The 22,535-nt window shown below is 68.3% G+C and carries 23 protein-coding genes; 7 read left to right on the top strand and 16 right to left on the bottom strand.

What is annotated here, in order from left to right:
- Window positions 1-30: 30 nt before the first annotated feature.
- Window positions 31-594: a TetR family transcriptional regulator gene (locus tag AWB92_RS02375; RefSeq protein ID WP_068178279.1), complete on the bottom strand. Its 564-nt coding sequence runs from the start codon at window positions 592-594 to the stop codon at window positions 31-33.
- A 65-nt stretch (window positions 595-659) separates the two neighbouring features.
- Here AWB92_RS02375 and AWB92_RS02370 point away from each other — a divergent pair, with 65 nt between their 5' ends.
- Entirely contained in the window at window positions 660-1,085 is a 426-nt protein-coding gene (locus AWB92_RS02370) for a nitroreductase/quinone reductase family protein (RefSeq protein ID WP_085183891.1), read from the top strand.
- Window positions 1,086-1,088: 3 nt separating this feature from the next.
- Here AWB92_RS02370 and AWB92_RS02365 read toward each other — a convergent pair whose 3' ends face one another.
- Entirely contained in the window at window positions 1,089-1,337 is a 249-nt protein-coding gene (locus tag AWB92_RS02365; protein WP_085183890.1) for a hypothetical protein, read from the bottom strand.
- Window positions 1,338-1,469: 132 nt separating this feature from the next.
- Here AWB92_RS02365 and AWB92_RS02360 point away from each other — a divergent pair, with 132 nt between their 5' ends.
- The gene (locus tag AWB92_RS02360) at window positions 1,470-2,240 is read left to right on the top strand and encodes an enoyl-CoA hydratase (protein WP_085183889.1); all 771 of its coding nucleotides are present in this window, start codon (window positions 1,470-1,472) and stop codon (window positions 2,238-2,240) included.
- 64 nt (window positions 2,241-2,304) lie between these two features.
- Here the strand turns inward: AWB92_RS02360 and AWB92_RS02355 are convergent, their stop codons facing one another.
- Window positions 2,305-2,682: a DUF4189 domain-containing protein gene (locus AWB92_RS02355; protein WP_081665089.1), complete on the bottom strand. Its 378-nt coding sequence runs from the start codon at window positions 2,680-2,682 to the stop codon at window positions 2,305-2,307.
- 263 nt (window positions 2,683-2,945) lie between these two features.
- Between AWB92_RS02355 and AWB92_RS02350 the strand changes: the two genes are divergently transcribed.
- Complete coding sequence (locus AWB92_RS02350) at window positions 2,946-3,380, top strand: hypothetical protein (protein WP_085183888.1); 435 nt, start codon at window positions 2,946-2,948, stop codon at window positions 3,378-3,380.
- Here AWB92_RS02350 and AWB92_RS02345 read toward each other — a convergent pair.
- The 11 genes from AWB92_RS02345 to AWB92_RS02295 all read right to left on the bottom strand — a co-directional run bounded on the left by AWB92_RS02345 (window position 3,377) and on the right by AWB92_RS02295 (window position 15,931).
- Window positions 3,377-4,534, bottom strand: a complete 1,158-nt coding sequence (locus AWB92_RS02345; protein ID WP_085183887.1) for a dihydrolipoamide acetyltransferase family protein — start codon at window positions 4,532-4,534, stop codon at window positions 3,377-3,379. The genes AWB92_RS02350 and AWB92_RS02345 overlap by 4 nt on opposite strands.
- Complete coding sequence (gene bkdB / locus AWB92_RS02340) at window positions 4,531-5,565, bottom strand: 3-methyl-2-oxobutanoate dehydrogenase subunit beta (protein WP_085183886.1); 1,035 nt, start codon at window positions 5,563-5,565, stop codon at window positions 4,531-4,533. The genes AWB92_RS02345 and bkdB overlap by 4 nt, the downstream gene beginning before the upstream one ends.
- A complete protein-coding gene (gene pdhA / locus AWB92_RS02335) occupies window positions 5,562-6,653 on the bottom strand; it encodes a pyruvate dehydrogenase (acetyl-transferring) E1 component subunit alpha (RefSeq protein ID WP_085183885.1) in 1,092 nt (363 codons plus the stop codon). The genes bkdB and pdhA overlap by 4 nt, the downstream gene beginning before the upstream one ends.
- Window positions 6,654-6,781: 128 nt before the next feature.
- Window positions 6,782-7,603: a CoA ester lyase gene (locus AWB92_RS02330; protein WP_085183884.1), complete on the bottom strand. Its 822-nt coding sequence runs from the start codon at window positions 7,601-7,603 to the stop codon at window positions 6,782-6,784.
- Window positions 7,603-8,097, bottom strand: a complete 495-nt coding sequence (locus AWB92_RS02325) for a MaoC family dehydratase (protein WP_085183883.1) — start codon at window positions 8,095-8,097, stop codon at window positions 7,603-7,605. Before AWB92_RS02325 ends, AWB92_RS02330 begins: the two co-directional genes overlap by 1 nt.
- Before the next feature lie 49 nt (window positions 8,098-8,146).
- Window positions 8,147-9,313, bottom strand: a complete 1,167-nt coding sequence (locus tag AWB92_RS02320) for an acyl-CoA dehydrogenase family protein (protein ID WP_085183882.1) — start codon at window positions 9,311-9,313, stop codon at window positions 8,147-8,149.
- Window positions 9,310-11,289 (bottom strand): acetyl/propionyl/methylcrotonyl-CoA carboxylase subunit alpha, encoded by a 1,980-nt coding sequence (locus AWB92_RS02315; RefSeq protein ID WP_085183881.1) that lies wholly within the window; start codon window positions 11,287-11,289, stop codon window positions 9,310-9,312. Before AWB92_RS02315 ends, AWB92_RS02320 begins: the two co-directional genes overlap by 4 nt.
- 4 nt (window positions 11,290-11,293) lie before the next feature.
- The gene (locus AWB92_RS02310) at window positions 11,294-12,880 is read right to left on the bottom strand and encodes a carboxyl transferase domain-containing protein (protein WP_085183880.1); all 1,587 of its coding nucleotides are present in this window, start codon (window positions 12,878-12,880) and stop codon (window positions 11,294-11,296) included.
- On the bottom strand, window positions 12,877-13,527 hold the full coding sequence (locus AWB92_RS02305; protein WP_085183879.1) for a CoA transferase subunit B: 651 nt from the start codon (window positions 13,525-13,527) through the stop codon (window positions 12,877-12,879). Before AWB92_RS02305 ends, AWB92_RS02310 begins: the two co-directional genes overlap by 4 nt.
- The gene (locus tag AWB92_RS02300; RefSeq protein ID WP_085183878.1) at window positions 13,524-14,279 is read right to left on the bottom strand and encodes a CoA transferase subunit A; all 756 of its coding nucleotides are present in this window, start codon (window positions 14,277-14,279) and stop codon (window positions 13,524-13,526) included. Before AWB92_RS02300 ends, AWB92_RS02305 begins: the two co-directional genes overlap by 4 nt.
- A gap of 83 nt (window positions 14,280-14,362) precedes the next feature.
- A complete protein-coding gene (locus tag AWB92_RS02295) occupies window positions 14,363-15,931 on the bottom strand; it encodes an AMP-binding protein (RefSeq protein ID WP_241523346.1) in 1,569 nt (522 codons plus the stop codon).
- 161 nt (window positions 15,932-16,092) lie between these two features.
- Here AWB92_RS02295 and AWB92_RS02290 point away from each other — a divergent pair, with 161 nt between their 5' ends.
- Both AWB92_RS02290 and AWB92_RS02285 read left to right on the top strand, forming a co-directional pair.
- Window positions 16,093-16,749 (top strand): TetR/AcrR family transcriptional regulator, encoded by a 657-nt coding sequence (locus AWB92_RS02290; RefSeq protein WP_085183876.1) that lies wholly within the window; start codon window positions 16,093-16,095, stop codon window positions 16,747-16,749.
- Window positions 16,750-16,816: 67 nt separating this feature from the next.
- On the top strand, window positions 16,817-17,605 hold the full coding sequence (locus AWB92_RS02285; protein ID WP_085183875.1) for an MmpS family transport accessory protein: 789 nt from the start codon (window positions 16,817-16,819) through the stop codon (window positions 17,603-17,605).
- Window positions 17,606-17,607: 2 nt separating this feature from the next.
- On the opposite strand, the gene AWB92_RS02280 is transcribed toward AWB92_RS02285, so the two are convergent.
- Window positions 17,608-18,927, bottom strand: a complete 1,320-nt coding sequence (locus AWB92_RS02280; protein WP_085183874.1) for an MFS transporter — start codon at window positions 18,925-18,927, stop codon at window positions 17,608-17,610.
- Window positions 18,928-18,970: 43 nt separating this feature from the next.
- On the opposite strand from AWB92_RS02280, the gene cmrA reads away from it, so the two are divergent.
- Window positions 18,971-19,777 (top strand): mycolate reductase, encoded by an 807-nt coding sequence (gene cmrA / locus AWB92_RS02275; protein WP_085183873.1) that lies wholly within the window; start codon window positions 18,971-18,973, stop codon window positions 19,775-19,777.
- Between the two features lie 249 nt (window positions 19,778-20,026).
- The gene (gene mmaA4 / locus AWB92_RS02270) at window positions 20,027-20,962 is read left to right on the top strand and encodes a hydroxymycolate synthase MmaA4 (RefSeq protein ID WP_142281918.1); all 936 of its coding nucleotides are present in this window, start codon (window positions 20,027-20,029) and stop codon (window positions 20,960-20,962) included.
- A gap of 3 nt (window positions 20,963-20,965) precedes the next feature.
- Here mmaA4 and AWB92_RS02265 read toward each other — a convergent pair whose 3' ends face one another.
- A complete protein-coding gene (locus AWB92_RS02265) occupies window positions 20,966-22,522 on the bottom strand; it encodes a helicase HerA-like domain-containing protein (RefSeq protein WP_085183872.1) in 1,557 nt (518 codons plus the stop codon).
- Window positions 22,523-22,535 lie beyond the last annotated feature (13 nt).

The raw sequence follows: 22,535 nt of genomic DNA, 5'->3' as shown, positions 1-22,535 counted from the left end.
CACGTGCGTTTTCGCTTCGGCGCCCGGCTGCTACGCGGGCAGGTGCAGCCTCATGACCTCGATCAGGTGACGTCCGACGTCGTCGAGCGCATCGGTCGACTGCGTCGCGATCGCGAGGATGACGGCGCCTTCGATGGCGGCGACCGTGAGGGTCGCCAGTGAGCGTGCGTTGTCACGATCGGCGCCGGAGCTCACCAGCCGGTCGGCGAGGATCGTCTGCCAGTCACCAAAGGCCTCGCGGGCCGCCTCCGCGGCCGCCGGCGCCTCGGAGCGACCCAGGACGGCTGCCACAATCGGGCAGCCCGCTTGGAGCTGCGTCGCGGTCAGCTGCGCCTTCCACGCGTCGATGAAGGTCTGCACCGCCTCGGCGGGATCGCCGCCGTCGTCCCCCGACCGGATCACCGCCGTCAACTCGTCCCCCGCCAGGCGGGTGGCTTCGGCGACGAGCTCGGCCTTGCCGCCGGGAAAGTTCAGGTAGACGGTCCTGCGGGCGACTCCGCTGTCCTCCAGCAGCGCGTTGAGGCCCGTTCCGGCGACTCCCCGCCGTCGCACCAATCCCGTGACGCTGGCGATGAGAGCCTCCCGCGCCGACATATCTCGCCGCCTTTCGTTGCACCCAAGGCTTGAACTATACCAATCGGTCTACTAGCCTCAACGCCATGACGAGCACCAACGAGCAGAAGACGCTGCGAAAGTTCCGCAGGGAACGTGCGATCGGACGCTATCTGCTCAACCCGGCCGTGAAGGGGCTGAGCGCGATCGGGGTGCGCACCGCCATGGCCACCGAACTGGAAACCATCGGCCGCAAGACCGGCCAGGCGCGTCGCGTTCCGGTGTCGGCCCAATTCGACGACGACGGCGCTTGGGTTATCTGTCAGCACGGCAGCCGGTCCGGCTGGGGCAAGAACATCGCCGACAACCCGAATGTTCGTCTGCGACAGGGCAATCAGTGGCGCACCGGGGTCGCGACATTCCGGCCGGACGACGACGTCGTCGCGCGCGCCCGCAAGTTCGGACGGCTGGCGGCCAAGATGGTGAAGGCGTTGGAGACGACGCCGGTGTCCGTCCGGATCGACTTCACCTAGTTGCTAAGCGCCCGGCGCGTACTGCCAGACCGCGTCGTGGCCCGCCGCCGTCGTCGGGTTGCACCACATAGTGCGTCCGGCGGCATCGCGGGAGGTGGTGTTCCGTACGGAGCACGGTTGGCCCGCGGCCGGGAGGTTGAAGTAGGCGACCGCCATACCGATCGCGATGATGAGCGCGGTGGCGGAAGACACCATCGCCAACCGGAGGAATCCGAGTTTCCTGTTCGCTTTCTGCTCCTCCGTGGTGCGCATGGGTGCTCCTCCCGTCTGACGCCGGATCGCTCGTTTCTCGTGAACCGAGCATCGGCGGGAGGGCTTGAGGGATCCTCAATGGATCCTTGGCGGGCGTTTGGGCCGGTGAGCGCGCCAAGTACCGTTATCCGGGTGAGCCAGTCCGACCCCGTCCTGTACAGCGTCGACGCCCGCGTCGCGCTCATCACCGTCAACGACCCCGATCGGCGCAACGCCTTCACCGACGAGATGTCGGCGCTCCTGCGCGAGGCTGTGGAGCGGGCCGAGGCCGATGCCGACGTGCACGCCGTCGTGGTCACCGGCGCGGGCAAGGCGTTTTGCGCCGGCGCCGACCTCAGCGCCCTGGGCGCCGCCGGTGCAGGTGCGGCGGAATCGGGGCTGCGGCGCATCTACGACGGCTTCATGGCCGTCGGCAACTGCCGGTTGCCCACAATCGCCGCGGTCAACGGGGCGGCCGTCGGCGCGGGCCTGAACCTGGCGTTGGCCGCCGACGTGCGCATCGCGGGGCCGGGCGCGTTGTTCGACGCCCGTTTCCAAAAGCTTGGCCTGCACCCCGGCGGGGGCGCGACCTGGATGCTGCAACGCGCGGTGGGTCCCCAGGTCGCGCGCGCTGCCCTGTTGTTCGGGATGCGCTTCGACGCCGAATCCGCTGTGCGGCACGGGTTGGCGCTCACCGTCGCCGACGATCCCGTCGCCGCGGCGCTGGAGCTGGCCGCGGGTCCCGCGGAGGCTCCCCGTGACGTGGTGCTGGCGACCAAGGCGACCATGCGCGCCACGATCAACCCGGGATCGGTGGACACCGAGCAGCACGACCTCGCCATGCGCACGGAGCTCGGCCCGCAGGCGTTCTCCATCCAATCGCCGGAATTCGCAAGCAGATTGGCCGCGGCGCGGCGCCGTTAGCCGCCTACCACGTCCGCGACACACGCCGAGGGGCGTCGCCGTCAGTTAAGTTTCAGGTTGAGCACTAGCCGGTGGGATCTCCCGCGCAATGGGTGTGGTCCTTCAAAACCGTCCCGCCGGCGGAGTTCGCCACAGCGGCCGCCTCCGCGTCCTCACGTGTGGCACCCCAGCCGCCGAAGTATCTGGTGTGCGCCGGCGGCATGGCGATCGCCACGCACCCGCCCGGCCCGCTGGCCAACAGGCGACAGTCGCTGATCGTATTGCGACATGCCGACATCACCGTCTTCTCCGCGTCGGATTGGCTGCTTCCCCCAGTGGTGAACTTGATCTTCCCCGTGGAGTCCGAGATCGCCATGGCGATCCACGGGTCGTCGGCATGAGCGAGCGGCGTCGCTGCGAATGCCATGCCGATGGCAATCGCTGCCGCTGCCGGTGTCTTCATGGCGCTCCCCGCCCCTTTTCCGTTGCGCTGCGCCGCAGTGGCGCAGGTAAACGCGAGGAGACGATTCTCCCCCTTCGCCGCCTCCGGCGCGACACCAGCCAGGCGGCCACCGCGCTGGCCTGCGCATTTGTCGCGAAGCGGCGGGTTTTCAAATCGCGGCGGGACGCAACCTGTGATACACCATCAAAAGCGCCCGACGCGCGTGATCGGGTGCAGACGGGAGCGAGAGCATGGCAATCGCACGGGGGTTGGCAGCAACCGCTATGTTCGCCGGTTTAGTCGTCGGCGTGGCCGGGACGGCGTGGGCTGACACGCCGACCATGGACGGCAGCTACACCGAGACCGCGACACTGCCTTCCGGTGGAACCCTCACCTCCAGCTGGACCGTCAACTCTTGCGGTGACGGATGCATCTACATCAAGGCGGGGGCGGGCGGTAGCCAGGCGCGGTTGGTCGATGGTCAATGGGTGCTCGACACGCTCAACAACATCAGCTGCGCGGACGGTTCTTACACTCAGTACGGTTCGAGTTCGCACATGACGTGGGATCCGAACACCCTCACCGGAACGGCTCAACACACTTACATCGTGCCGGCCTGCGGCCGACCGGCGGGCTACACCGAGACCGACCAGATAAAGATCGAACAGACCCCCTCGACGTCGGCGACGCCGACGCCGACGCCGACGCCGACGTCCTAGAGGTCGAGCAGGGCGGTCTCGGGCGCCTCGATCAGATCCCTTAGCTCGCGGACGAATTGCGCCACCTGGGCGCCATCGGCGACGCGGTGATCGAATACGCACGTCAGGCTCATCGTCGAGCGGACGACGACTTCGTCGCCGACGACCACCGGGCGTGGCCTGATCGCTCCCATGCCCAGGATCGCCGCCTCCGGATGGTTGATCACCGGCACGCCCTCGTCCACGCCCAGCGCCCCGAAGTTCGACACGGTGAACGTCGAGCCGAGCAGCTCCGCGGGTGTCAGGCTGCCCTCCCGCGCGCCGGCAATCAATTCGGCTGTCCTGCTGGCCAGTTCGCGGGTCGTCTTGTTCTGCGCGTCGGTGATCACCGGGACCAGCAGCCCCCGCTCGGTGGCCACGCCGAACCCCAGATGCACGCCGCGATGGACCTGGACCTGCGGGCCTTCGGGCGAGTCGACCCAGGTCGAGTTGAGGATGATGTTGCGGCCCAGGGCAATAACGAGAAGCCGCAGCGTCAGCACGAACGGCGTGATCTCCGGGTGAGCGGGACGACAACGGTCGCGCAGCCGCAGCAGCGCGCTGCAATCGACTTCGACGCTGACCGTGGCGGCCGGGATTTCCTTGTGCGACAACGCCATCTTCTCGGCCATCCGGGCCTGCACGCCGCGAACCGGCCGAATGTCAGTCCCCGTCCCCTGGGCGGCCGCCAGCACGTCCGCCCGGGTGATGATCTCACCCGCATCGCGTCGGATCGAGGCGAGGTCGACTGCGAGTTCCTTGGCCAGCTTGCGCGCGGGTGGGGCGGCGAGCGGCCGGGCGGCCCGTCGGCTGGCGTCGATGGCCGCGTCGGCGCCGTAGCCGACCAACGTCGGCGCCGCGGCCTCACCGTTGGTGGCGGTGGCCGCGGTGTCGATGCGGACCAGCACCGCGCCGACCTTGAGCACATCGCCCTCGCCCCCGTTGGTCTCGACGATTCGCCCGGCGTACGGGCTCGGGATTTCCACCTCGGCCTTGGCGGTCTCCACCGAACACAAGACCTGGTTCAGCTCGACCTCGTCGCCGGCGGTGACGTACCAGCACGACACCGTCACCTCTTCCAGCCCCTCGCCGAGGTCGGGAACCCGGAATGGCTTGACGCGCTCGTCGGTGCTCACGGCAGACCCAGCACGCGCTCGACGCAGTCCAGCAGCCGGTCGGGGCCGGGTAACCACAGCCTTTCCAACCGGGCCGGCGGATAGGGCGTGTCAAAACCACAGGCGCGCAGCACCGGTGCCTCCAGCTCGTAGAACATCTCCTCCTGGATGCGGGCGGCCAGGCCGGCCCCGTAGCCCAGGCTGCGCGGTCCTTCGTGCAACACCACGCAGCGCCCGGTCCGATGGATCGACGCGGCGATCGTGTCGAAGTCCAGCGGGACCAGTGACCGCAGATCGATGACCTCCAGGCTCCAATCGCGTTGACGCTGGGCGTCTTCCGCGGCGGCCACGGCGGTGCTCACCAGGCTGCCGTACGTTATGACGGTCACGTCGCGGCCCGGGCGCCGCACCATCGCCCGCCCGATCGGCGGTTCCGGCCGGCTCACGTCGACCAGGTCGCGGCCCTGGTAGCGCCGCTTCGGCTCCAGGTACATCACCGGGTCGGGGCAGGCGATCGCGTGGCGAAGCAGCCAATAGGCGTCGGCCGGGCTGGACGGCACCACCACCTTCAAGCCGGCGGTGTGCGCCCAGTAGGACTCGGTGGAGTCCGAATGGTGTTCGGCCGCACCGATTCCGCCAAATGACGGGATCCGGACGGTGACGGGCATGTTGATCTCGCCGCGGGTGCGGGTGCGGTACTTGGCCAGGTGGCTGACCACCTGATCGAAGGCCGGGTAGGAGAATCCGTCGAACTGGATCTCCGGCACCGGGACAAATCCGCGCAGCGCCAGTCCGACCGCGATGCCGACGATGGCCGACTCCGCCAGCGGCGTGTCGAAACACCGCCCCTCGCCGAAGGTTTCGGCGAGCCCTTCGGTCACCCGGAAGACCCCGCCTTCGACGGAGACGTCCTCGCCGAACACCAGAACGCGATCGTCGGCGACCATCGCGTCGTGCAGCGCGCGGTTCAGCGCCTGCACCATGGTCAGCTGTTGCGCTCCGGTTGCCGCATCAAGGGCAGGCAGGCCCGGGGGCTCGGCGAGCTGGGTCATTCGAGCCTCCCCAGTTCGGCCCGCAGCTGTTGGCGCTGCGCCTCCAGCCCGGGCGTGATCTCGGCGTACACCGTGGTGAACACCTCGTCGACGTCGACGTCGGGCGCGTCGAACACCGCGTCGCGCAGTTCGGACCGCATCCGCTTGCCACGCGCGGCGACCCGCTCCTCCAGGCGTTGCGACCACAGGCCCTGGCCCTGTAAGTACGTGCGGTAGCGCGGGATCGGGTCCAGCGCCGCCCAGCGGTCCACTTCGTCCTGGGTGCGGTATCGGCTCGGGTCGTCGGCGGTGGTGTGCGGGCCGAGCCGGTAGGTGACCGCCTCGATCAACGTGGGGCCGCCACCGGCCCGGGCCCGGGCGGCGGCCTCGGCCGTCACCGCGTAGCACGCCAGGACGTCGTTGCCGTCCACCCGGATCCCCGGCATTCCGTAGCCAATTGCCTTGTGCGCGATAGAAGGTGCGGCCGTCTGCTTGGACACCGGAACCGAGATCGCCCACTGGTTGTTCTGCACGTAGAACACGCACGGCGTCGCGAAGACGGCAGCGAAGTTCAACGCCTCATGCACGTCGCCCTCGCTGGTGGCGCCGTCGCCGAGGAAAGCCACCGTCACCGAATCCTCCCCCAGGCGTTGCGCGGCCATCGCCGCGCCGACGGCGTGCAGCGTCTGGGTGCCGATCGCGATCGACATGGGGGCGCAGCATTTCTTGGTGAAATCCAGGCCGCCATGCCACGTTCCCCGCCACGCCGCCCCCACATGCCCGGGCGGGATGCCGCGCACCAGATACGCGCCGAGCTCACGGTATTGCGGAAACAGCCAGTCGGTCTTGCGCAGGCAGGCCGCGGCGCCGACCTGGGCGGCTTCCTGGCCGCGGCACGACGCGAACAGCGCCAGTTGCCCTTGGCGCTTCAAGTTAACGAACTCGGTGTCCAGCTCGCGAGTCACGACCATCATCTCGTAGAGCCAGCACAGCGTCTCCGGCGGAAGGTCGCGGCCGTAGCGGCGCTCGGCGGTCGGCGTGCCGTCGGCGGCGATGAGCTGGACCGGCTCGAGGTCGACGGTCATCGGCTTCTGCGCGAATTCCGTCATACCGCCTCCTTGGCGATCGCCAGCTACCCGAGAGCCTGCGCTCGCCGCGAGACTGGCGTATCCCCCATTATGCAACCAAATACGAAGACACCGCGTTGATCACGGCTGAGGCGAAAACGTGTCGCGCTTTACTCGGACGCGGACTCGCCCGCCCGCCGCAGCAACATCTCCGCGTGCTTGAGCACCGGCGAGTCGACCATCTGGCCCTCGAACGCGAACACGCCGCGCTCCGAGCGCGCTGCCGACAGCACTCGTCGCGCCCAGTCCAGCTTCTCCTCGCTGGGGCGGTAGGCCTCGCGCACGACGGCGACCTGGCTGGGGTGGATGCAGACGGTGGCGTCGAAACCTACGGCGACGGCGTCGTCGGCCTCGGCCCGCAGGCCCTCGATGTCGCGGATGTCCAGATGGACGGCGTCGAGCGCGATCCGGCCGAACGCGGACGCCGCGAGCAGTGCCGCCGACCGCACGTGCCGGGCGACGTCGCGGTAGGTGCCGTCGGCCAGCCGGCTGGAGCTGCCGCCGAGGGTGGCAACCAGGTCCTCGGCACCCCACATCACGGCCGCGGTGCCCTCGGCCGCGGCGATCTCGGCGACGAACACCGCGCCGCGCGGCGTCTCGATCAGCGCGACCACCTCGCGCGGCGCCAGCGCGGTGACCTGCGCGGCCGATTCGGTCTTGGAGAGCATCACCGTGGTGTAGGCGGTCTCGGCCAGGGCCTCCAGGTCGCGGGCGTACTCGTCGGTCCCGGCGGCGTTGATCCGCACCACGGTGCGCTCGGGGTTCAGCGGGGTTTCCCGTAGTGCCTTGCGGGCGGCGGCCTTGTCGGCTTCGGCCACGCCGTCCTCGAGGTCGAGGATCACGACGTCGGCCGCGGCGGCGGCCTTGGCGAAACGCTCGGGACGGTCGGCCGGGCAGAACAACCAGGCCGGCCCGGCGGCGCGCAGGTCCATCACGACTCCTCTGTGTCCGGCCGCTTTTGTACCAGGGTGGTCCGCACCGCCCGCGCCACGACGTCGCCGTGCTGGTTGCGGCCCGTGTGCTCGAGGGTGACGATGCCCTCGCGGGGCCGGCTCTTCGACTCGCGCTTGTCGGTGCACACGGTCTCGGCGTACAGGGTGTCGCCGTGGAAGACGGGCTTGGGGAACGACACCTCGGAGAAGCCGAGGTTGGCGACGATCGTGCCGAGCGTCAACTGCGCCACCGACAGCCCCACCAGCGTGGAGAGGGTGAACATCGAGTTCACCAGCCGCTCGCCGCGGAAGCCCGGCTGCTCGGCCGCCCACGCCGCATCCAGGTGCAGCGACTGGGTGTTCATCGTCAGCGTGGTGAACAACACGTTGTCGGCCTCGGTGACGGTGCGACCGGGCCGGTGCAGGTAGGTCGTGCCGACCTCGAACTCCTCAAACCACAAGCCCCGCTGGATGATCGACCGGGGTCCCGTCATGAGCGCCGCTCTCCCTCATCGCTCCACTCTGCATCGTCGCCGGCGCGCGTCACGACAGCCCCAGCGATCGCGCGATCAGCATCAGCTGCACTTCCGTAGTGCCTTCACCGATCTCGAGGATCTTGCTGTCGCGATAGTGGCGCGCCACCGGATATTCGTTCATGAAGCCGTAGCCGCCGTGAATCTGGGTGGCGTCGCGGGCGTTGTCCATCGCGGCCTCGGAGGAAATCATCTTCGCGATCGCCGCCTCCTTCTTGAAGGGCTTGCCCGCCAACATCTTCGCGGCGGCCTCGTAATACGCCGTGCGGGCCACATGCGCGCGGGCTTCCATCCGCGCGATCTTGAAGCTGATCGCCTGGTAGGAGCCGATCGGCTGGCCGAACGACTGACGTTCCTTGGCGTACTTGACGCTTTCATCGACGCAGCCCTGCGCGACCCCGGTCGCCAGCGCGGCGATCGCGATGCGGCCCTCGTCCAGGATGGACAGGAAGTTCGCGTAGCCGGTCCCACGGGCACCCAACAGGTTCTCCTCGGGGACGCGGGCGTCGGCGAAGCTCAGCGGGTGGGTGTCCGACGCGTTCCAGCCGACCTTGTTGTAGACCGGTTCGACGGTGAAACCCGGTGTGCCGCTGGGCACGATGATCGTCGAGATCTCCTTCTTGTCGCCCGCGAGCGTTCCGGTGACCGCGGTGACGGTGACCAGCGACGTGATGTCGGTGCCGGAGTTGGTGATGAATTGCTTGCTGCCGTTGATCACCCACTCACCGTCGTCGAGCCGGGCGGTGGTGCGGGTGGCGCCCGCGTCGGAGCCGGCACCCGGTTCGGTCAGCCCGAACCCGGCCAGCGCCCGGCCGGCGGTCAGGTCCGGCAGCCATTTCTGCTTCTGTTCCTCGGTGCCGAACCGGTAGATCGGCATCGCGCCGAGCCCGACGCCGGCCTCCAGCGTGATGGCCACCGACTGGTCGACCTTGCCGAGTTCTTCGAGCGCCAGCGCCAGCGCGAAGTAGTCGCCGCCCATGCCGCCGTACTCCTCCGGAAAGGGCAGCCCAAACAGGCCCATGTCGGCCATCTTGGCGACGACCTCGTACGGGAAGCTGTGTTCCTCATCGTGTTTGGCGGACACCGGCGCGACCACGGTCCGCGCGAAGTCGGCGACGGTGTCGCGAAGGTCCTCGTATTCCTTGGGTAATGTTCCCGCAGTGATTGTTGTCGTCATGATCCGTCCTTAATTCGAGCCAGTACCTGATCGACTTTCACCTGATCGCCGACCGACACCAGCAGCTCCGCTCGGCCCGAAACCGGTGCGGGTAGAGAATGTTCCATCTTCATCGCCTCGACGACGACGATCACGTCGCCTTCGGAGACCTCGTCGCCGGAGCTGACCTGCACGGCGATCACGTTGCCGGGCATGGGGCTGACAACCTCGGCCGGCCGCTCGCCCGCCGCGCGGTGAATCTTGTGTTCCTCGGCCTCGCGCAGGTGCCAGGTTCCGCGCTCGTCGGCGATCCACAGGTGCCGGTCGGCCTCGGCCCACCAGTAGTCGCGGCGCCGCCCGCCCAGCGTCGCGCTCATCCGTGGGCCGTCGAGTTCGGCACTGGCGGAAACGATCTCGCCCTCGCCGACCTTAACCCGGGCGGCCTCGGGCGTTCCCCACACCGACACCGTCTCGCTGCGCAGCGGGGTCCGCATCGCGGTGCGCACCGGCGCGGCGCCACCGCCGACCCGCCATCCCGTCGGCACCGCCCACGGGTTGCCCGAGGCCCGAAGGGCCTTGACAGACAAAGCCCACTGGCGGTAGAGCCCGCCTGCGGCGAGCACGTCGTCGGGCGCCGGCGCCGGCGCGAAGTCCGCCAGCCGCTCGTCGAGCAGCGCGGTGTCCAGATCACCGGCACGCACCCGCTCGTCGGCCAGCAGGAAGCGGAGGAATTCGACGTTGGTCTGGACGCCGAGGATCACGGTTTGCCCCAGTGCCCGATCGAGTTTCGCGAGCGCCTCCGCGCGGTCGTCGCCGTGGGCGATCACCTTGCTCAGCATCGGGTCGTAGTCGCTGCCGACCAGCGTGCCGGGCAGCAGCGAGGAGTCCACCCGCACGCCGGCACCCGACGGTTCGGACACCGCCAGCACCTCGCCGCCGGTGGGCAGGAACCCGCGCGCGGGATCCTCGGCGTACACGCGGGCCTCGATCGCGTGCCCGCGCAGTTCGATGTCGTCCTGGGCGAAACCCAGCTTCTCGCCGGCGGCCACCCGCAGCTGCCACTCCACCAGGTCCAGGCCCGTGACCGCCTCGGTGACCGGATGTTCCACCTGCAGGCGGGTGTTCATCTCCATGAAGAAGAACTCGTCGGGACGATCCGCGGAGACGATGAACTCCACCGTCCCGGCGCCGACGTAATCCACGCTGCGGGCGGTGTTGCAGGCCGCGGCGCCGATCCGCGCCCGCGTCGCGGGATCGAGCAGCGGCGAGGGCGCCTCCTCGATGACCTTCTGGTGGCGCCGCTGCAGGCTGCACTCGCGCTCGCCAAGATGGACCACGTTGCCGTGGATGTCGGCAAGCACCTGCACCTCGATATGCCTGGGCCGCAACACAAACCGCTCCAGGAACAGCGTGTCCTCGCCGAACGAGGAGGCGGCCTCCCGTCGCGCACCTACCAGCGCCTCGCGCAGCCGCGCGGGCTCCTCCACCAGCCGCATGCCCTTGCCACCGCCGCCGGCCGACGGCTTGATCAACACCGGATAGCCGATCTCGTCGGCGGCGGCAACCAGCTCGTCATCGGTCAGGCCCGGCTTGGCCACCCCGGGCACCACCGGAACGTCGAAGGCGGCCACGGCGTTCTTCGCGGTGATCTTGTCGCCCATCACCTCGATCGCCCGTGGCGGTGGGCCCAGGAACACCACCCCAGCGCGTTCGCAGGCCGCGGCGAAATGCGCGTTCTCCGAGAGGAACCCGTAGCCCGGGTGAATCGCCTGGGCCCCGGTGCGCACCGCGGCGTCGACGACCTTGTCGATGTCCAGATAGCTTTCGCGGGCCGCGGCGGGGCCCAGACGCACGGCCGTGTCGGCCTCGATCACGTGCCGCGCGCCGGCGTCGGGGTCGCTGTAGACGGCGACCGACCGGATGCCCAGCCGGCGCAACGTGCGGATCACCCGCACCGCGATCTCGCCGCGGTTGGCCACTAATACGGTGTCGAACATCGCCTCACATCCGAAAGACGCCGTAGGAGACCGGTTCCAGCGGCGCATGGGCGCACGCCGAAAGCGCAAGCCCAAGAATCGTTCTGGTGTCGGCCGGGTCGATGATGCCGTCGTCCCACAATCGCGCCGTCGAGTAGTACGGGTTGCCCTGGTCCTCGTACTGCGCCCGGATGGGCGCCTTGAACGCCTCCTCGTCGTCGGCCGACCACGGCTTGCCCGCGGCGCTGAGCTGCTCGCCGCGCACCGTCGCCAGCACCGATGCGGCCTGCTCGCCGCCCATCACCGAGATGCGGGCGTTGGGCCACATCCACAGGAAGCGGGGCGAATACGCGCGTCCACACATCGAGTAGTTGCCCGCCCCGTAGGAGCCGCCGACGACGACGGTCAGCTTGGGCACCCGGGCGCAGGCCACGGCCGTGACCATCTTGGCGCCGTGCTTGGCGATGCCGCCGGCCTCGTAGTCGCGGCCAACCATGAACCCGGCGATGTTCTGCAGAAACAGCAGCGGAATCCTGCGCTTGTCGCACAGCTCGATGAAATGTGCGCCCTTCAAGGCGGATTCGCTGAACAGCACGCCGTTGTTGGCGACGATCCCCACGGGATGGCCCTGGATGCGCGCGAACGCCGTCACCAGCGTCTTGCCGTAATTGGCCTTGAATTCGCTGAATTCGCTGCCGTCGACCAGGCGCACAATCACCTCGTGCACGTCGTAGGGCACGCGGGGATCCGGTGGCACCACGTCGTAGAGCTCCGTCTGCGCGTGCCTGGGCTCGACGGACGGTCGCACCTCCCACTGGGCGGGCTCACGCGGCCCGAACGTGGCCGCGATCGAGCGGACGATCCGCAGCGCGTGCTCGTCGTCGTCGGCGAGGTGGTCGGTGACGCCGGAGACCCGCGAGTGCAGGTCGCCGCCGCCGAGTTCCTCGGCCGACACGATCTCACCGGTGGCGGCTTTGACCAACGGCGGGCCGCCGAGAAAGATGGTGCCCTGCTCGCGCACGATGACGGCCTCGTCGCTCATCGCCGGCACGTAGGCGCCGCCCGCCGTGCACGACCCCAACACCGCGGCCACTTGCGGAATCCCCTTGGCGCTCATGGTCGCCTGGTTGTAGAAGATCCGGCCGAAGTGCTCGCGGTCGGGAAAGACCTCGTCCTGGCGCGGCAGGAAGGCGCCGCCGGAGTCGACCAGGTAGATGCACGGCAGCCGATTCTGCAACGCGACTTCCTGCGCGCGCAGATGCTTTTTGACCGTCATCGGGTAGTAGGTGCCGCCCTTGACGGTCGCGTCGTTGGCGACGATCACGCACTCGCGCTCGGATACCCGGCCGATCCCGGTGATGATCCCGGCTCCCGGGGATTCGTCGTCGTACATGCCGCCGGCCGCCAGTGGGGCCAGCTCCAAAAACGGGCTGCCGGGGTCGAGCAGGCGGTCCACCCGCTCGCGGGGCAGCAGCTTGCCGCGGCTGACGTGGCGTTCCCGCGCGCGTTCGTTGCCGCCCAGCGCGGCGGCGGCCAGCTTGGCGTTCAATTCGGCGACCAGCCGCCGGTGCTCGTCGGCGAACGACGGCGCGGCGGTGACGGCGGTGCTCATGTGGGCCTCCCGGTGGTCGCCGGTTTCAGGGGCGGTTCGGTTTTGGCGATCACCTCGTCGACCGAGACCTCGGGGGCGGTCTCGACGAGGTGCAGGCCGTCGTCGTGCACGTCGATGACGGCGAGGTCGGTGATGATGCGGTCGACGCAGCCGACGCCGGTCAGCGGAAGGGTGCACCGCTCAACGACTTTCGGGCTGCCGTCCTTGGCGGTGTGTTCCATCATCACGATCACCTTGCTTGCGCCGTGCACCAGGTCCATCGCGCCGCCCATGCCCTTGACCAGCTTTCCCGGAATCATCCAGTTGGCCAGGTCGCCGGTCGCCGAGACCTGCATTGCGCCGAGCACCGCGACGTCGAGGTGCCCGCCGCGGATGATCCCGAACGAGGTCGAGGAGCCGAAGAACGCCGCACCCGGCATCGTGGTGACCGTTTCCTTGCCCGCGTTGATCAGATCCGCGTCGACGTCGTCGGGCCTGGGATACGGCCCGACACCGAGTATCCCGTTCTCCGAATGCACGACAACTGTGACTCCCTCGGGGATGTGGTTCGGGATCAGGGTGGGCAGGCCGATGCCGAGGTTGACGTATTGGCCGTCCTCGAATTCGGCGGCCACCCGCGCGGCCAGGCCCTCCCTCGTCCAGCTCACGGGCGCACCGTCACCTTCTCGATCGGCTTGCCGGGATCAGGCACGTGCACAACCCGGTGCACGAAGACACCCGGGGTGTGCACCGCGGCCGGGTCGATCTCCCCGGGCTCGACGAGGTGTTCGACCTCGGCGATGGTGATCCTGCCGGCCGTCGCGCAATCCGGGTTGAAGTTGGCGGCGGCCGCCCGGTAGACGAGGTTGCCGTGCCGGTCGCCCTGCCACGCGTGCACCAAGGCGAAGTCGGTGCGGATCGCGCGCTCCAGAACGTAGGTGACGCCGTCGAACTCACGGGTCTCCTTGGGCGGCGACATCACGGCCACCCCACCCGCAGCGTCGTAGCGCCACGGCAGGCCGCCGTCGGCGACCGGGGTGCCGACCCCCGCGGGCGTGTAGAAGGCCGGGATTCCCATCCCGCCCGCGCGCAGCCGCTCCGCCAGAGTGCCCTGCGGGGTGAGCTCGACCTCGAGCTCGCCGGCGAGGAACTGGCGGGCGAATTCCTTATTGTCACCGACGTAGGAGGCGACCGCCCGGCGAATTCGCTTGTGGTGCAACAGCGCTTCCAGGCCGATACCGTAACCGCCGCAATTGTTGGACACCGTCTCCAGGTCGCGCACGCCGGAGTCGACCAGCGCCGAGATCAGCGCCTCCGGGATGCCACAGAACCCGAATCCCCCGACCGCCAGGGACGACCCGTCGGTTATGTCGGCCACGGCGTCGGCAGCCGCCGTAGGTGAGGTGACCACCTTGTCCATCGCCGCAGCAGCCTCCTGATTTCAGTTAATCCTCATTAACTGGCGTGAGAATACCATCGCCGAGCACGCTGCGTCCAGGGCGCTCAGCCCTGGTCACGCAGGTACTCGATCGCTTGCTCGCGTATCTCGGTCTTGCGTACCTTGCCGGTGACCGTCATCGGGAACTCGTCGACGATCCGCAGGTAGCGCGGGACCTTGAAGTGCGCGATCCGCCCGGCGCAGAACTCGCGCAGGCCCTCGATGGTCAGCGCCGGCGCTCCAGCGCGCAGCATCACCACCGCCATGACCTCCTCGCCATACCGTTTGTCGGGCACCCCGATGACCTGGGCGTCGACGACGTCGGGGTGGGTGTACAGGAACTCTTCGATCTCGCGCGGTGAGATGTTCTCCCCGCCGCGGACGATGAGGTCCTTGATGCGACCGGTGATCTGGACATAGCCGCATTCGTCCATCACGGCCAGGTCCCCGGTGTGCATCCAGCCGTCCGCGTCGATAACCTCGGCGGTCCGCTGCGGGTCGTTCCAATACCCGGCCATCACCGAATAGCCCCGCGTGCAGAACTCGCCCGCCACCCCGCGCGGCACGGTGTGCCCGCCCGTCGCGTCCACCACCTTGACCTCCAGATGCGGACCCACCCGGCCGACCGTCGCGACCCGCCGTTCCAGTGAGTCGTCGAAGCGCGTCTGGGTTGACACCGGCGATGTTTCGGTCATGCCGTAGCAGATGGAGACGCCCGGCATGTGCATGCGCTCGATCACCTTGCGCATCACCTCGACCGGGCAGGGCGAGCCGGCCATGATCCCGGTGCGCAGGCTGCCCAATTCGTAGTCGTCGAAATCGGGCAGGCCGAGCTCGGCGATGAACATCGTCGGGACGCCGTAGAGGCTGGTGCAGCGTTCGGCCTGCACCGCCCGCAGCGTAGCGGCGGGGTCGAAACCCGGCGCCGGAATCACCATGCACGCGCCGTGACTGGTTGCCGCCAGGTTGCCCATCACCATGCCGAAGCAGTGATAGAAGGGCACCGGGATGCAGATCCGATCCCGCGCGGTGTACCCGAGCAGCTCGCCGACCAGGTAGCCGTTGTTCAGGATGCTGCGGTGGGTCAGCGTCGCCGCCTTCGGGTATCCCGTTGTGCCGGAAGTGTATTGGATGTTGATCGGGTCGCGGCAACCCAGGCCGGCCGCGATCTCCGCCAGCCTTGTCGGGTCGGCATCGGTGGCGGCCAGCTCGGCCCAGCGCTCGCCGTCCAGGAGCACCACCTCGCTCAGGTCCGGGCAGTGCGGCGCCACCTCGCGCAGCATGGCGGCGTAGTCGGCGGTCTTGAAATCGCGGGCGGCGATCACCATCGCGACCCCGGATTGCCTTAACGCATAGTCCAATTCGCGTTCCCGGTAGGCCGGGTTGATGGTGACCAGCGTCGCGCCGATGTCGGCGGTCGCGTACTGGACGAGCACCCACTCCCACCGGTTGGGCGCCCAGATCCCGACCCGATCGCCCCGGCGAATTCCGGCACCCACCAATCCCGTTGCCAACCTGCGCACGGAGGCCAGCAACTCGGCGTAGCTCCAGCGTTGCCCCGCGGCCACGTCGACGAGTGCGTCGCGTTGCGGATGCTCGGCGGCCGTGGCGGCGAGGTTGGCCCCGATCGTCATTTCGAGCAACGGCGGATCGCTCGGCCCCCGGTCGTATGAAAGGTGTGCCACGGCGCCTCCGGCTGGTTCGGTTACCCACCGTAAACCCTTCTCGGACATCTGTAACCGGGCCGCGCTCGTGCTAAGTTAGTGATGATTAACCGAGCGGACGGAGACCCGTCGTGACTGCTTCCGCACCGGAGGGCCGGCCCGCCCCGGCCGACGCCCCAAATCGCCGGAGCCAGTTGAAGTCCGACCGGCGCTTGCAACTCCTGTCGGCCGCCGAACGGCTCTTCGCCGAGCGCGGCTTCCTGGCGGTGCGCCTGGAAGACATCGGCGCAGCCGCCGGGGTCAGCGGCCCGGCGATCTATCGCCACTTCCCCAACAAGGAGTCGATGCTGGTCGAGTTGCTGGTGGGGATCAGCACCCGCCTGCTCGCCGGCGCCCGGAGCGCGCGAGCCCGCAATGCCGACGCGACAGCCGCGTTGGACGAGCTCATCGACTTCCACCTCGACTTCGCCCTGGGTGAACCCGACCTGATCCGGATCCAGGATCGGGACCTGGCGCACCTGCCCGAGGCCGCTGAAAAGCAGGTACGCAAGGCGCAGCGTCAATATGTCGAGGTTTGGGTGGGTGTACTGCGTGAGCTCAATCCCAAGCTGGCCGAGGCCGACGCCCGGCTGACGGCCCACGCGGTGTTCGGCCTGCTGAACTCGACACCGCACAGCATGAAGTCGCCGGACGACACGCGGTCGCGACCGGCTCGCGCGACGCGGTCACGCGCGGTCATGCGGGCGATGACGGTCGCCGCGCTCAGTGCTGGCAATTACTGCCCCTGAGTCGCGTACTCCGGAGTCTCACCGCCGAACCGCCCGGCCCAGGTACCCTGCAAGCCATGAGGTGGACATGAACGATCCACGTCGACCCGAGCGGTTTAGTCCCCCTCTATCTGGGTCAGGACCGGCCGGGCGGCAGGGTTACCCGTATCCGCCCGTCGACCCCGCATATGCCGACCAGGCGGGGCCCTACGCGCCCACCTACGGCGGGTATGGCTCGCAATGGACCTCCGGTCTGAACGACACCAAACAGTTGCCCGGGTACTGGCAGCAGGAGCTGCCGCCGTCGGGTGAGGCACCGCCCGAGGGGGCCGCGCCCCCGGCGCCGGGGGGCCGGAAGCCGCCGCGCTGGTTGTGGATCGGCGCCGGTGTGGCGGTGCTGTTGGCGGTCGCGCTGGTGATAGCGCTGGTGCTGGTCAACGACGCGATCAGGAACCAGACCGTTGTTCCGCCGCTGCCGGCCATGCCCGGTTCGACCGTGGAAACGCCGACGCCGAGCCCGTCAACCCGGACGACCCCGCCGTCGCGCACCTTCCGGCCGTTGCCGCCGCCGACGGCGTCGGGCACGCCGCCCGAGACGACCGGCCCGGTGGAGATGCAAGACGTCGTCTACAACGTCACCGGCGAGGGCCGCGCGCTCAGCATCGTCTACATCGGCACCGGTGACATGCTGCAGACCGAGTTCAACGTCGCGCTGCCGTGGAGCAAAGAGGTCAGCCTGTCCAAGTCGGCGGCGCATCCGCCGAACGTCACGGTCGTCAACTTCGGCCACAACGTCACCTGCTCGCTGACCGTCGCCGGGGTCCAGGTGAGCCAGCGCGAAGGGGTGGGCCTGACGGTCTGCGACGCGCGCGGCTAGGCCTACGCGGGCTGGCCGGCGCGCGCCGGAACCCGAACCACCAGCATCGCCACCAGTCCGGCGGTCAGCACCAGACAGATCCCGCCAATCCCGGCACGCACGGCGCCGAAGACGTCGACGAAGACGGAGAACAGCCATGGCGCCACGAACGCGACGGCCCGTCCCGTCATCGTGTAGAGGCCGAACGCGACGCCCTCCCCGCCGTCCTTCGCCAACTGCAGCAGCAGTGCGCGCGACGACGCCAGGGAAGGACCGACGAACATGGCCAGCAACAGTCCGCAGAGCCAGAACGCGTGCGGACCGGACACCGCCATCATGGTGGCCGACACAGCGATGAGCGCGACCAGCGAGCCGACGATCACCGGTTTGGATCCGATCCGGTGGTCGACGAACCCGCCGGTCATCGCGCCGATCGCGGCCACCACGCTGGCCGCCACGCCGAACACCAGCACGTCGGCCTGGGACAGGCCGTACACGTTGACGCCGAGAACGGCGCCGAAGCCGAAGATGGCCGCCAGTCCGTCCCGGAACAGCGCGCTGGCCCCCAGGAAATAGACCAGGTTGCGGTTGCGGCGCCACTCTGCGCGCACCTCTGCCCACAGTTTGCGATAGCCGCCCAGCATGCTGGTCGCGCGCGACGTTTCGCCGGAGTCCGGCAGCCGGTGGGCGACGAACAGCAGCGGTAGCGCCAGCACGGCGAACCACGCCGCGGTCAGCAGCATCGCCGCCCGGACATAGAGCCCGTCGTGGACGGGCAGGTGCAGCAGCCCGCGCTTCGGGCCGGTTCCGGCGATGAACCCGAAATAGACCAGTAGCAGCAGGACCACACTGCCGGTAAACCCCGACGCCGCGCCGAAGCCGGAGATGCGCCCCGCCGTCTGCGGCGTCGAGACCTGACGCAGCATGGCGTTGTAGGGAACCCCGGCGAGATCACCGCACGCGGCCGTGGCCGACAGCAGCACCAAGCCCGCCCACAGATAGCTGGGATCGTCGCGGATCAAGAACATCGAACTGGTCGACGCGACGGCGAGACCGCTCAAGACCGTCAGCACCACCCGCCGACGGTGCGGGGCCTCCACCCACACCCCCACGACCGGCGCCAGCACCGCGATGGTCAACCCCGCGACCGCGAGCGAGCGACCGAGCCAACTCGCCGGCGAGGTTCCACCGGACATTCCGGCCCCGACGCTACCGGTCAGGTAGACCGAGAAGACGAAGGTCGCCACGATCGCGTTCATGCCGAGGGAGCCGCAGTCCCACAGCGCCCACGCCACCACCTGCGATGGCACGGGCCCGACGGCGTCCGGCCCTCGCTGACTCATGCTCGGCACTCTATTGGGTGCGAGGCTGTCTACCATTGGCCGCATGCCGGTCCCAGCTCCCAGTCCCGACGCGCGCGCCGTTGTCACCGGGGCTTCGCAAAACATCGGCGCGGCGCTGGCCACCGAACTCGCCGCCCGCGGGCACAACCTGATCGTGACCGCGCGCCGCGAGGACCTGCTCAACGACTTGGCCACCCGGCTGACCGACAAGTACGGAGTCGTTGTCGAGGTGCGCCCCGCCGACCTGGCGGATCCGACGGAACGGGCGAAACTGTGCGACGAGCTCGCCGCCCGGCCCATCTCGATCCTGTGCGCCAACGCGGGGACGGCGACGTTCGGTCCGGTCGCCGGCCTCGACCCGGCGGGCGAGAAGGCGCAGGTGCAGCTGAATGCCATTGCCGTGCATGACCTTACGTTGGCGGTGCTGCCCGGCATGGTCGAGCGCAAGGCGGGCGGCATCTTGATCTCCGGTTCGGCGGCGGGCAATTCGCCGATCCCCTACAACGCCACCTATGCGGCCACCAAGGCGTTCGCCAACACGTTCAGCGAATCGTTGCGCGGCGAACTGCGCAACTCTGGTGTGCACGTCACGCTGTTGGCGCCGGGGCCGGTTCGCACCGACCTCCCCGATGAGGCCGAACGGTCCCTGGTGGAGAAGCTGGTACCCGACTTTCTGTGGATCTCGACGGAGCACACCGCACAGATTTCCTTGGATGCGTTGGAGCGCAATAAGATGCGCGTGGTGCCCGGCCTGACGTCGAAGGCCATGTCGGTGGCCAGCGGGTACGCCCCTCGCGCAATCGTCGCGCCGATCGCGGGCAGTTTCTACAAGAAGCTCGGCGGTGGGTAGGGGCTACTTCCGGCGGCTCTCCAGTTCGTCACGAAGGGGTTCCCTTTGTCGCCGCCAATGGCGCGCAGGCTCAGAACCATTCCGAAGTGTCGCCCTGAGTGCGGCGCGCCGGTCTCGGGCGTGTGTTCGGGGTCACCGAAGCGGTATCCGCCGAACGACAGGCCACGCCCGGCGAACCCCTTAGACTTCCCCCCATACGGGGAGCGACGCGGGTATTCTGCACAGACAGTGCATTTCGTTCGGGGGGAGATGACGAACATCGCCGAGGTGCAGCGCGGTCCGACCAAGACACGGACCCGTCCCGAAGACATCCGGGCACACTACGACCTCTCAGACGACTTCTTCGCGCTGTTCCAGGACCCCAGCCGCACGTATAGCTGCGCCTACTTCGAGCCGCCGGATCTCACGCTCGAAGAGGCGCAGTTCGCCAAGATTGACCTCAACCTCGACAAGCTGGACCTCAAGCCGGGGATGACGCTGCTGGACATCGGCTGCGGCTGGGGCACCACCATGAAGCGCGCCGTCGAAAGATTCGACGTCAACGTCATCGGCTTAACGCTGTCCCACAATCAGCATGCCCATTGCGAACAGGCCCTCAGCGCCATCGACGGCACTCGGTCGCGCGAGGTTCGGCTGCAGCATTGGGAAGACTTTTTCGAGCCCGTCGACCGGATCGTATCGATCGAGGCCTTCGAGCACTTCGGACACGAGAACTACGGCGACTTCTTCAAGCGGTGCTTCGACATCATGCCGGACGACGGTCGGATGACGATCCAGAGCAACGTCAGCTACCACCCGTACGACCTGGCCGCCCGCGGCAAGAAGCTGACCTTCGAGACGATGCGATTCATCAGGTTCATGATCACCGATATCTTCCCCGGTGCGCGGCTGCCGTCAACGTCGATGATGATCGAACACGCCGAAAAGGCGGGATTTATTGTGCCAGAACCGGTTTCGTTGCGTCGGCACTACATCCGGACGCTGCGTCTCTGGGGTGACGCGCTGGAGGCCAACAAGGAGAAGGCCGTTGAGGTCACCTCCGAAGAGACCTACAACCAGTACATGAAGTATCTGCGCGGTTGCGAACATTACTTCTCCGAGGAGATGTTGGACTGCATTTTGGTCAGCCACCTCAAGCCGGGGGCCGTCACGCACCCGGCTGATAAAACGCCGAATTTGCGGTAGGCGCTACTTCCGGCGTCGTCCGCCGGTACCGAAGATCGCTTTCACCGCTTCGCGGATCGCGGTGTTGATGCCGCTTTTCACCGTCGGGTTTTTCAGGACTTCCTCCCACATGGCCGGACCCTTCGGTTCGGCCGGCTCCACGGGAGCGGGCATCGGCGGAATCGGCTCGTTCGGCGGGACCGGCGGGTAGTCGGACTGGGCTTGCGGAACTTGCGGACCGGCCTGGGGCTGCGCCGGTTGTTGAACCGTTTGCCCGTACTTGGCTTGCAGCGGACTGCCTTTGGCCCCTTCCGTGATCGCGTCGGTGCCGATCGAGGCCATCAGCGAACGAGGCACCCGCATGCGGGTCCACGCGACCGGCGTCGGCGCGCCCTTCTCCGACAGCACGGTCACGACGGCCTCGCCGATCCCCAGCGACGTCAGCGCCGACTGCAGGTCGTAGACATCGGTTTTCGGATAGGTGCGCACGGTCTTGGACAGAGCCTGCTGATCGTCGGGCGTGAACGCCCGCAACGCGTGCTGCACCCGAGCTCCCAGCTGAGACAACACGTCATTGGGTATGTCGGTGGGTAGCTGGGTGCAGAAGAAGACCCCGACACCCTTGGAGCGGATCAGCTTGACGGTCTGTTCGACCTGCTCGAGGAACGCCTTGGACGCGTCGGCGAACAACAGGTGCGCCTCGTCGAAGAAGAAGACGAGCTTGGGCCGGTCCACGTCGCCGATCTCGGGGAGTTTTGCGTACAGGTCGGCGAGCAACCACATGAGGAAGGTGGAGAAGATGACGGGACGCACCGACTGACCGGTGAACTCCAGCAGCGAGATGATGCCCTGGCCCTGGCCGTCGGCGCGCAGCAGATCGTTCGGGTCGAGCTTGGGCTCGCCGAAGAACGTGTCGCCACCCTCGGCGTCGAGGTTCACCAGCGCCCGCAGGATGACGCCCGCCGTCGTCGCCGACACGCCGCCCAGGGACTTCAGGTCTTCCTTGCCCGCGTCGCTGGTCAGGTAGCTGATGGCGCCGCGCAGATCGTCGGTGGTGACCAGCCGCCAGTCTCGACCCTTCGCCCAATGGAAGATCAACCCGAGGGTCGACTCCTGGGTCGCGTTGAGCCCCAATACCTTTGACAGCAGAACGGGGCCGAAGCTGTCGACCGTCGCACGTATCGGCACGCCGATTCCCTTGGTACCCAACGAAAGGAACTCCACCGGGAACGCCGTCCCCGTCCAGTTGTCGCCGGTGTCTTTCGCACGCGCGGCGGTCTTGTCGTTGGCTTCTCCGGGCCGGGACAGCCCGGACAGGTCGCCCTTCACATCGGCCATCAGCACGGGCACGCCCGCGGCGCTGAGCTGTTCGGCGATCAGTTGCAGCGTCTTGGTTTTGCCGGTTCCCGTCGCCCCGGCCACCAGCCCGTGGCGGTTGACGGTGGCCAGCGGGATGCGAATCTGCGCGGTCGGGTCCGCCGCCCCGTCGACGACGACCGTGCCCAATTCCAAAGCCTGGCCCTGGACGGCGTAACCGCTGGCAATCCGCTGCGCGGGTGTCGCCGCTGATTCGGTGGTCATCGTGCTCGCCCCT

Origin of the sequence: Mycobacterium sp. IEC1808, from assembly GCF_002101935.1 — a bacterium.
Classification (GTDB): Bacteria; Actinomycetota; Actinomycetes; order Mycobacteriales; family Mycobacteriaceae; genus Mycobacterium.
The sequence above is the reverse complement of the archived record's forward strand: the minus strand, read 5'-3'. Positions and strand labels throughout refer to the sequence as shown.

Bases quoted from the DNA above. Each gene is read 5' to 3' on its own strand.
- AWB92_RS02375 (WP_068178279.1), bottom strand. From the start codon at position 594: ATGTCGGCGCGGGAGGCTCTCATCGCCAGCGTCACGGGATTGGTGCGA.
- AWB92_RS02370 (WP_085183891.1), top strand. From the start codon at position 660: ATGACGAGCACCAACGAGCAGAAGACGCTGCGAAAGTTCCGCAGGGAA.
- AWB92_RS02365 (WP_085183890.1), bottom strand. From the start codon at position 1,337: ATGCGCACCACGGAGGAGCAGAAAGCGAACAGGAAACTCGGATTCCTC.
- AWB92_RS02355 (WP_081665089.1), bottom strand. From the start codon at position 2,682: ATGAAGACACCGGCAGCGGCAGCGATTGCCATCGGCATGGCATTCGCA.
- AWB92_RS02350 (WP_085183888.1), top strand. From the start codon at position 2,946: ATGTTCGCCGGTTTAGTCGTCGGCGTGGCCGGGACGGCGTGGGCTGAC.
- bkdB (WP_085183886.1), bottom strand. From the start codon at position 5,565: ATGACCCAGCTCGCCGAGCCCCCGGGCCTGCCTGCCCTTGATGCGGCA.
- pdhA (WP_085183885.1), bottom strand. From the start codon at position 6,653: ATGACGGAATTCGCGCAGAAGCCGATGACCGTCGACCTCGAGCCGGTC.
- AWB92_RS02330 (WP_085183884.1), bottom strand. From the start codon at position 7,603: ATGGACCTGCGCGCCGCCGGGCCGGCCTGGTTGTTCTGCCCGGCCGAC.
- AWB92_RS02325 (WP_085183883.1), bottom strand. From the start codon at position 8,097: ATGACGGGACCCCGGTCGATCATCCAGCGGGGCTTGTGGTTTGAGGAG.
- AWB92_RS02320 (WP_085183882.1), bottom strand. From the start codon at position 9,313: ATGACGACAACAATCACTGCGGGAACATTACCCAAGGAATACGAGGAC.
- AWB92_RS02315 (WP_085183881.1), bottom strand. From the start codon at position 11,289: ATGTTCGACACCGTATTAGTGGCCAACCGCGGCGAGATCGCGGTGCGG.
- AWB92_RS02310 (WP_085183880.1), bottom strand. From the start codon at position 12,880: ATGAGCACCGCCGTCACCGCCGCGCCGTCGTTCGCCGACGAGCACCGG.
- AWB92_RS02300 (WP_085183878.1), bottom strand. From the start codon at position 14,279: ATGGACAAGGTGGTCACCTCACCTACGGCGGCTGCCGACGCCGTGGCC.
- AWB92_RS02295 (WP_241523346.1), bottom strand. From the start codon at position 15,931: ATGACGATCGGGGCCAACCTCGCCGCCACGGCCGCCGAGCATCCGCAA.
- AWB92_RS02285 (WP_085183875.1), top strand. From the start codon at position 16,817: ATGAACGATCCACGTCGACCCGAGCGGTTTAGTCCCCCTCTATCTGGG.
- AWB92_RS02280 (WP_085183874.1), bottom strand. From the start codon at position 18,927: ATGAGTCAGCGAGGGCCGGACGCCGTCGGGCCCGTGCCATCGCAGGTG.
- cmrA (WP_085183873.1), top strand. From the start codon at position 18,971: ATGCCGGTCCCAGCTCCCAGTCCCGACGCGCGCGCCGTTGTCACCGGG.
- mmaA4 (WP_142281918.1), top strand. From the start codon at position 20,027: ATGACGAACATCGCCGAGGTGCAGCGCGGTCCGACCAAGACACGGACC.
- AWB92_RS02265 (WP_085183872.1), bottom strand. From the start codon at position 22,522: ATGACCACCGAATCAGCGGCGACACCCGCGCAGCGGATTGCCAGCGGT.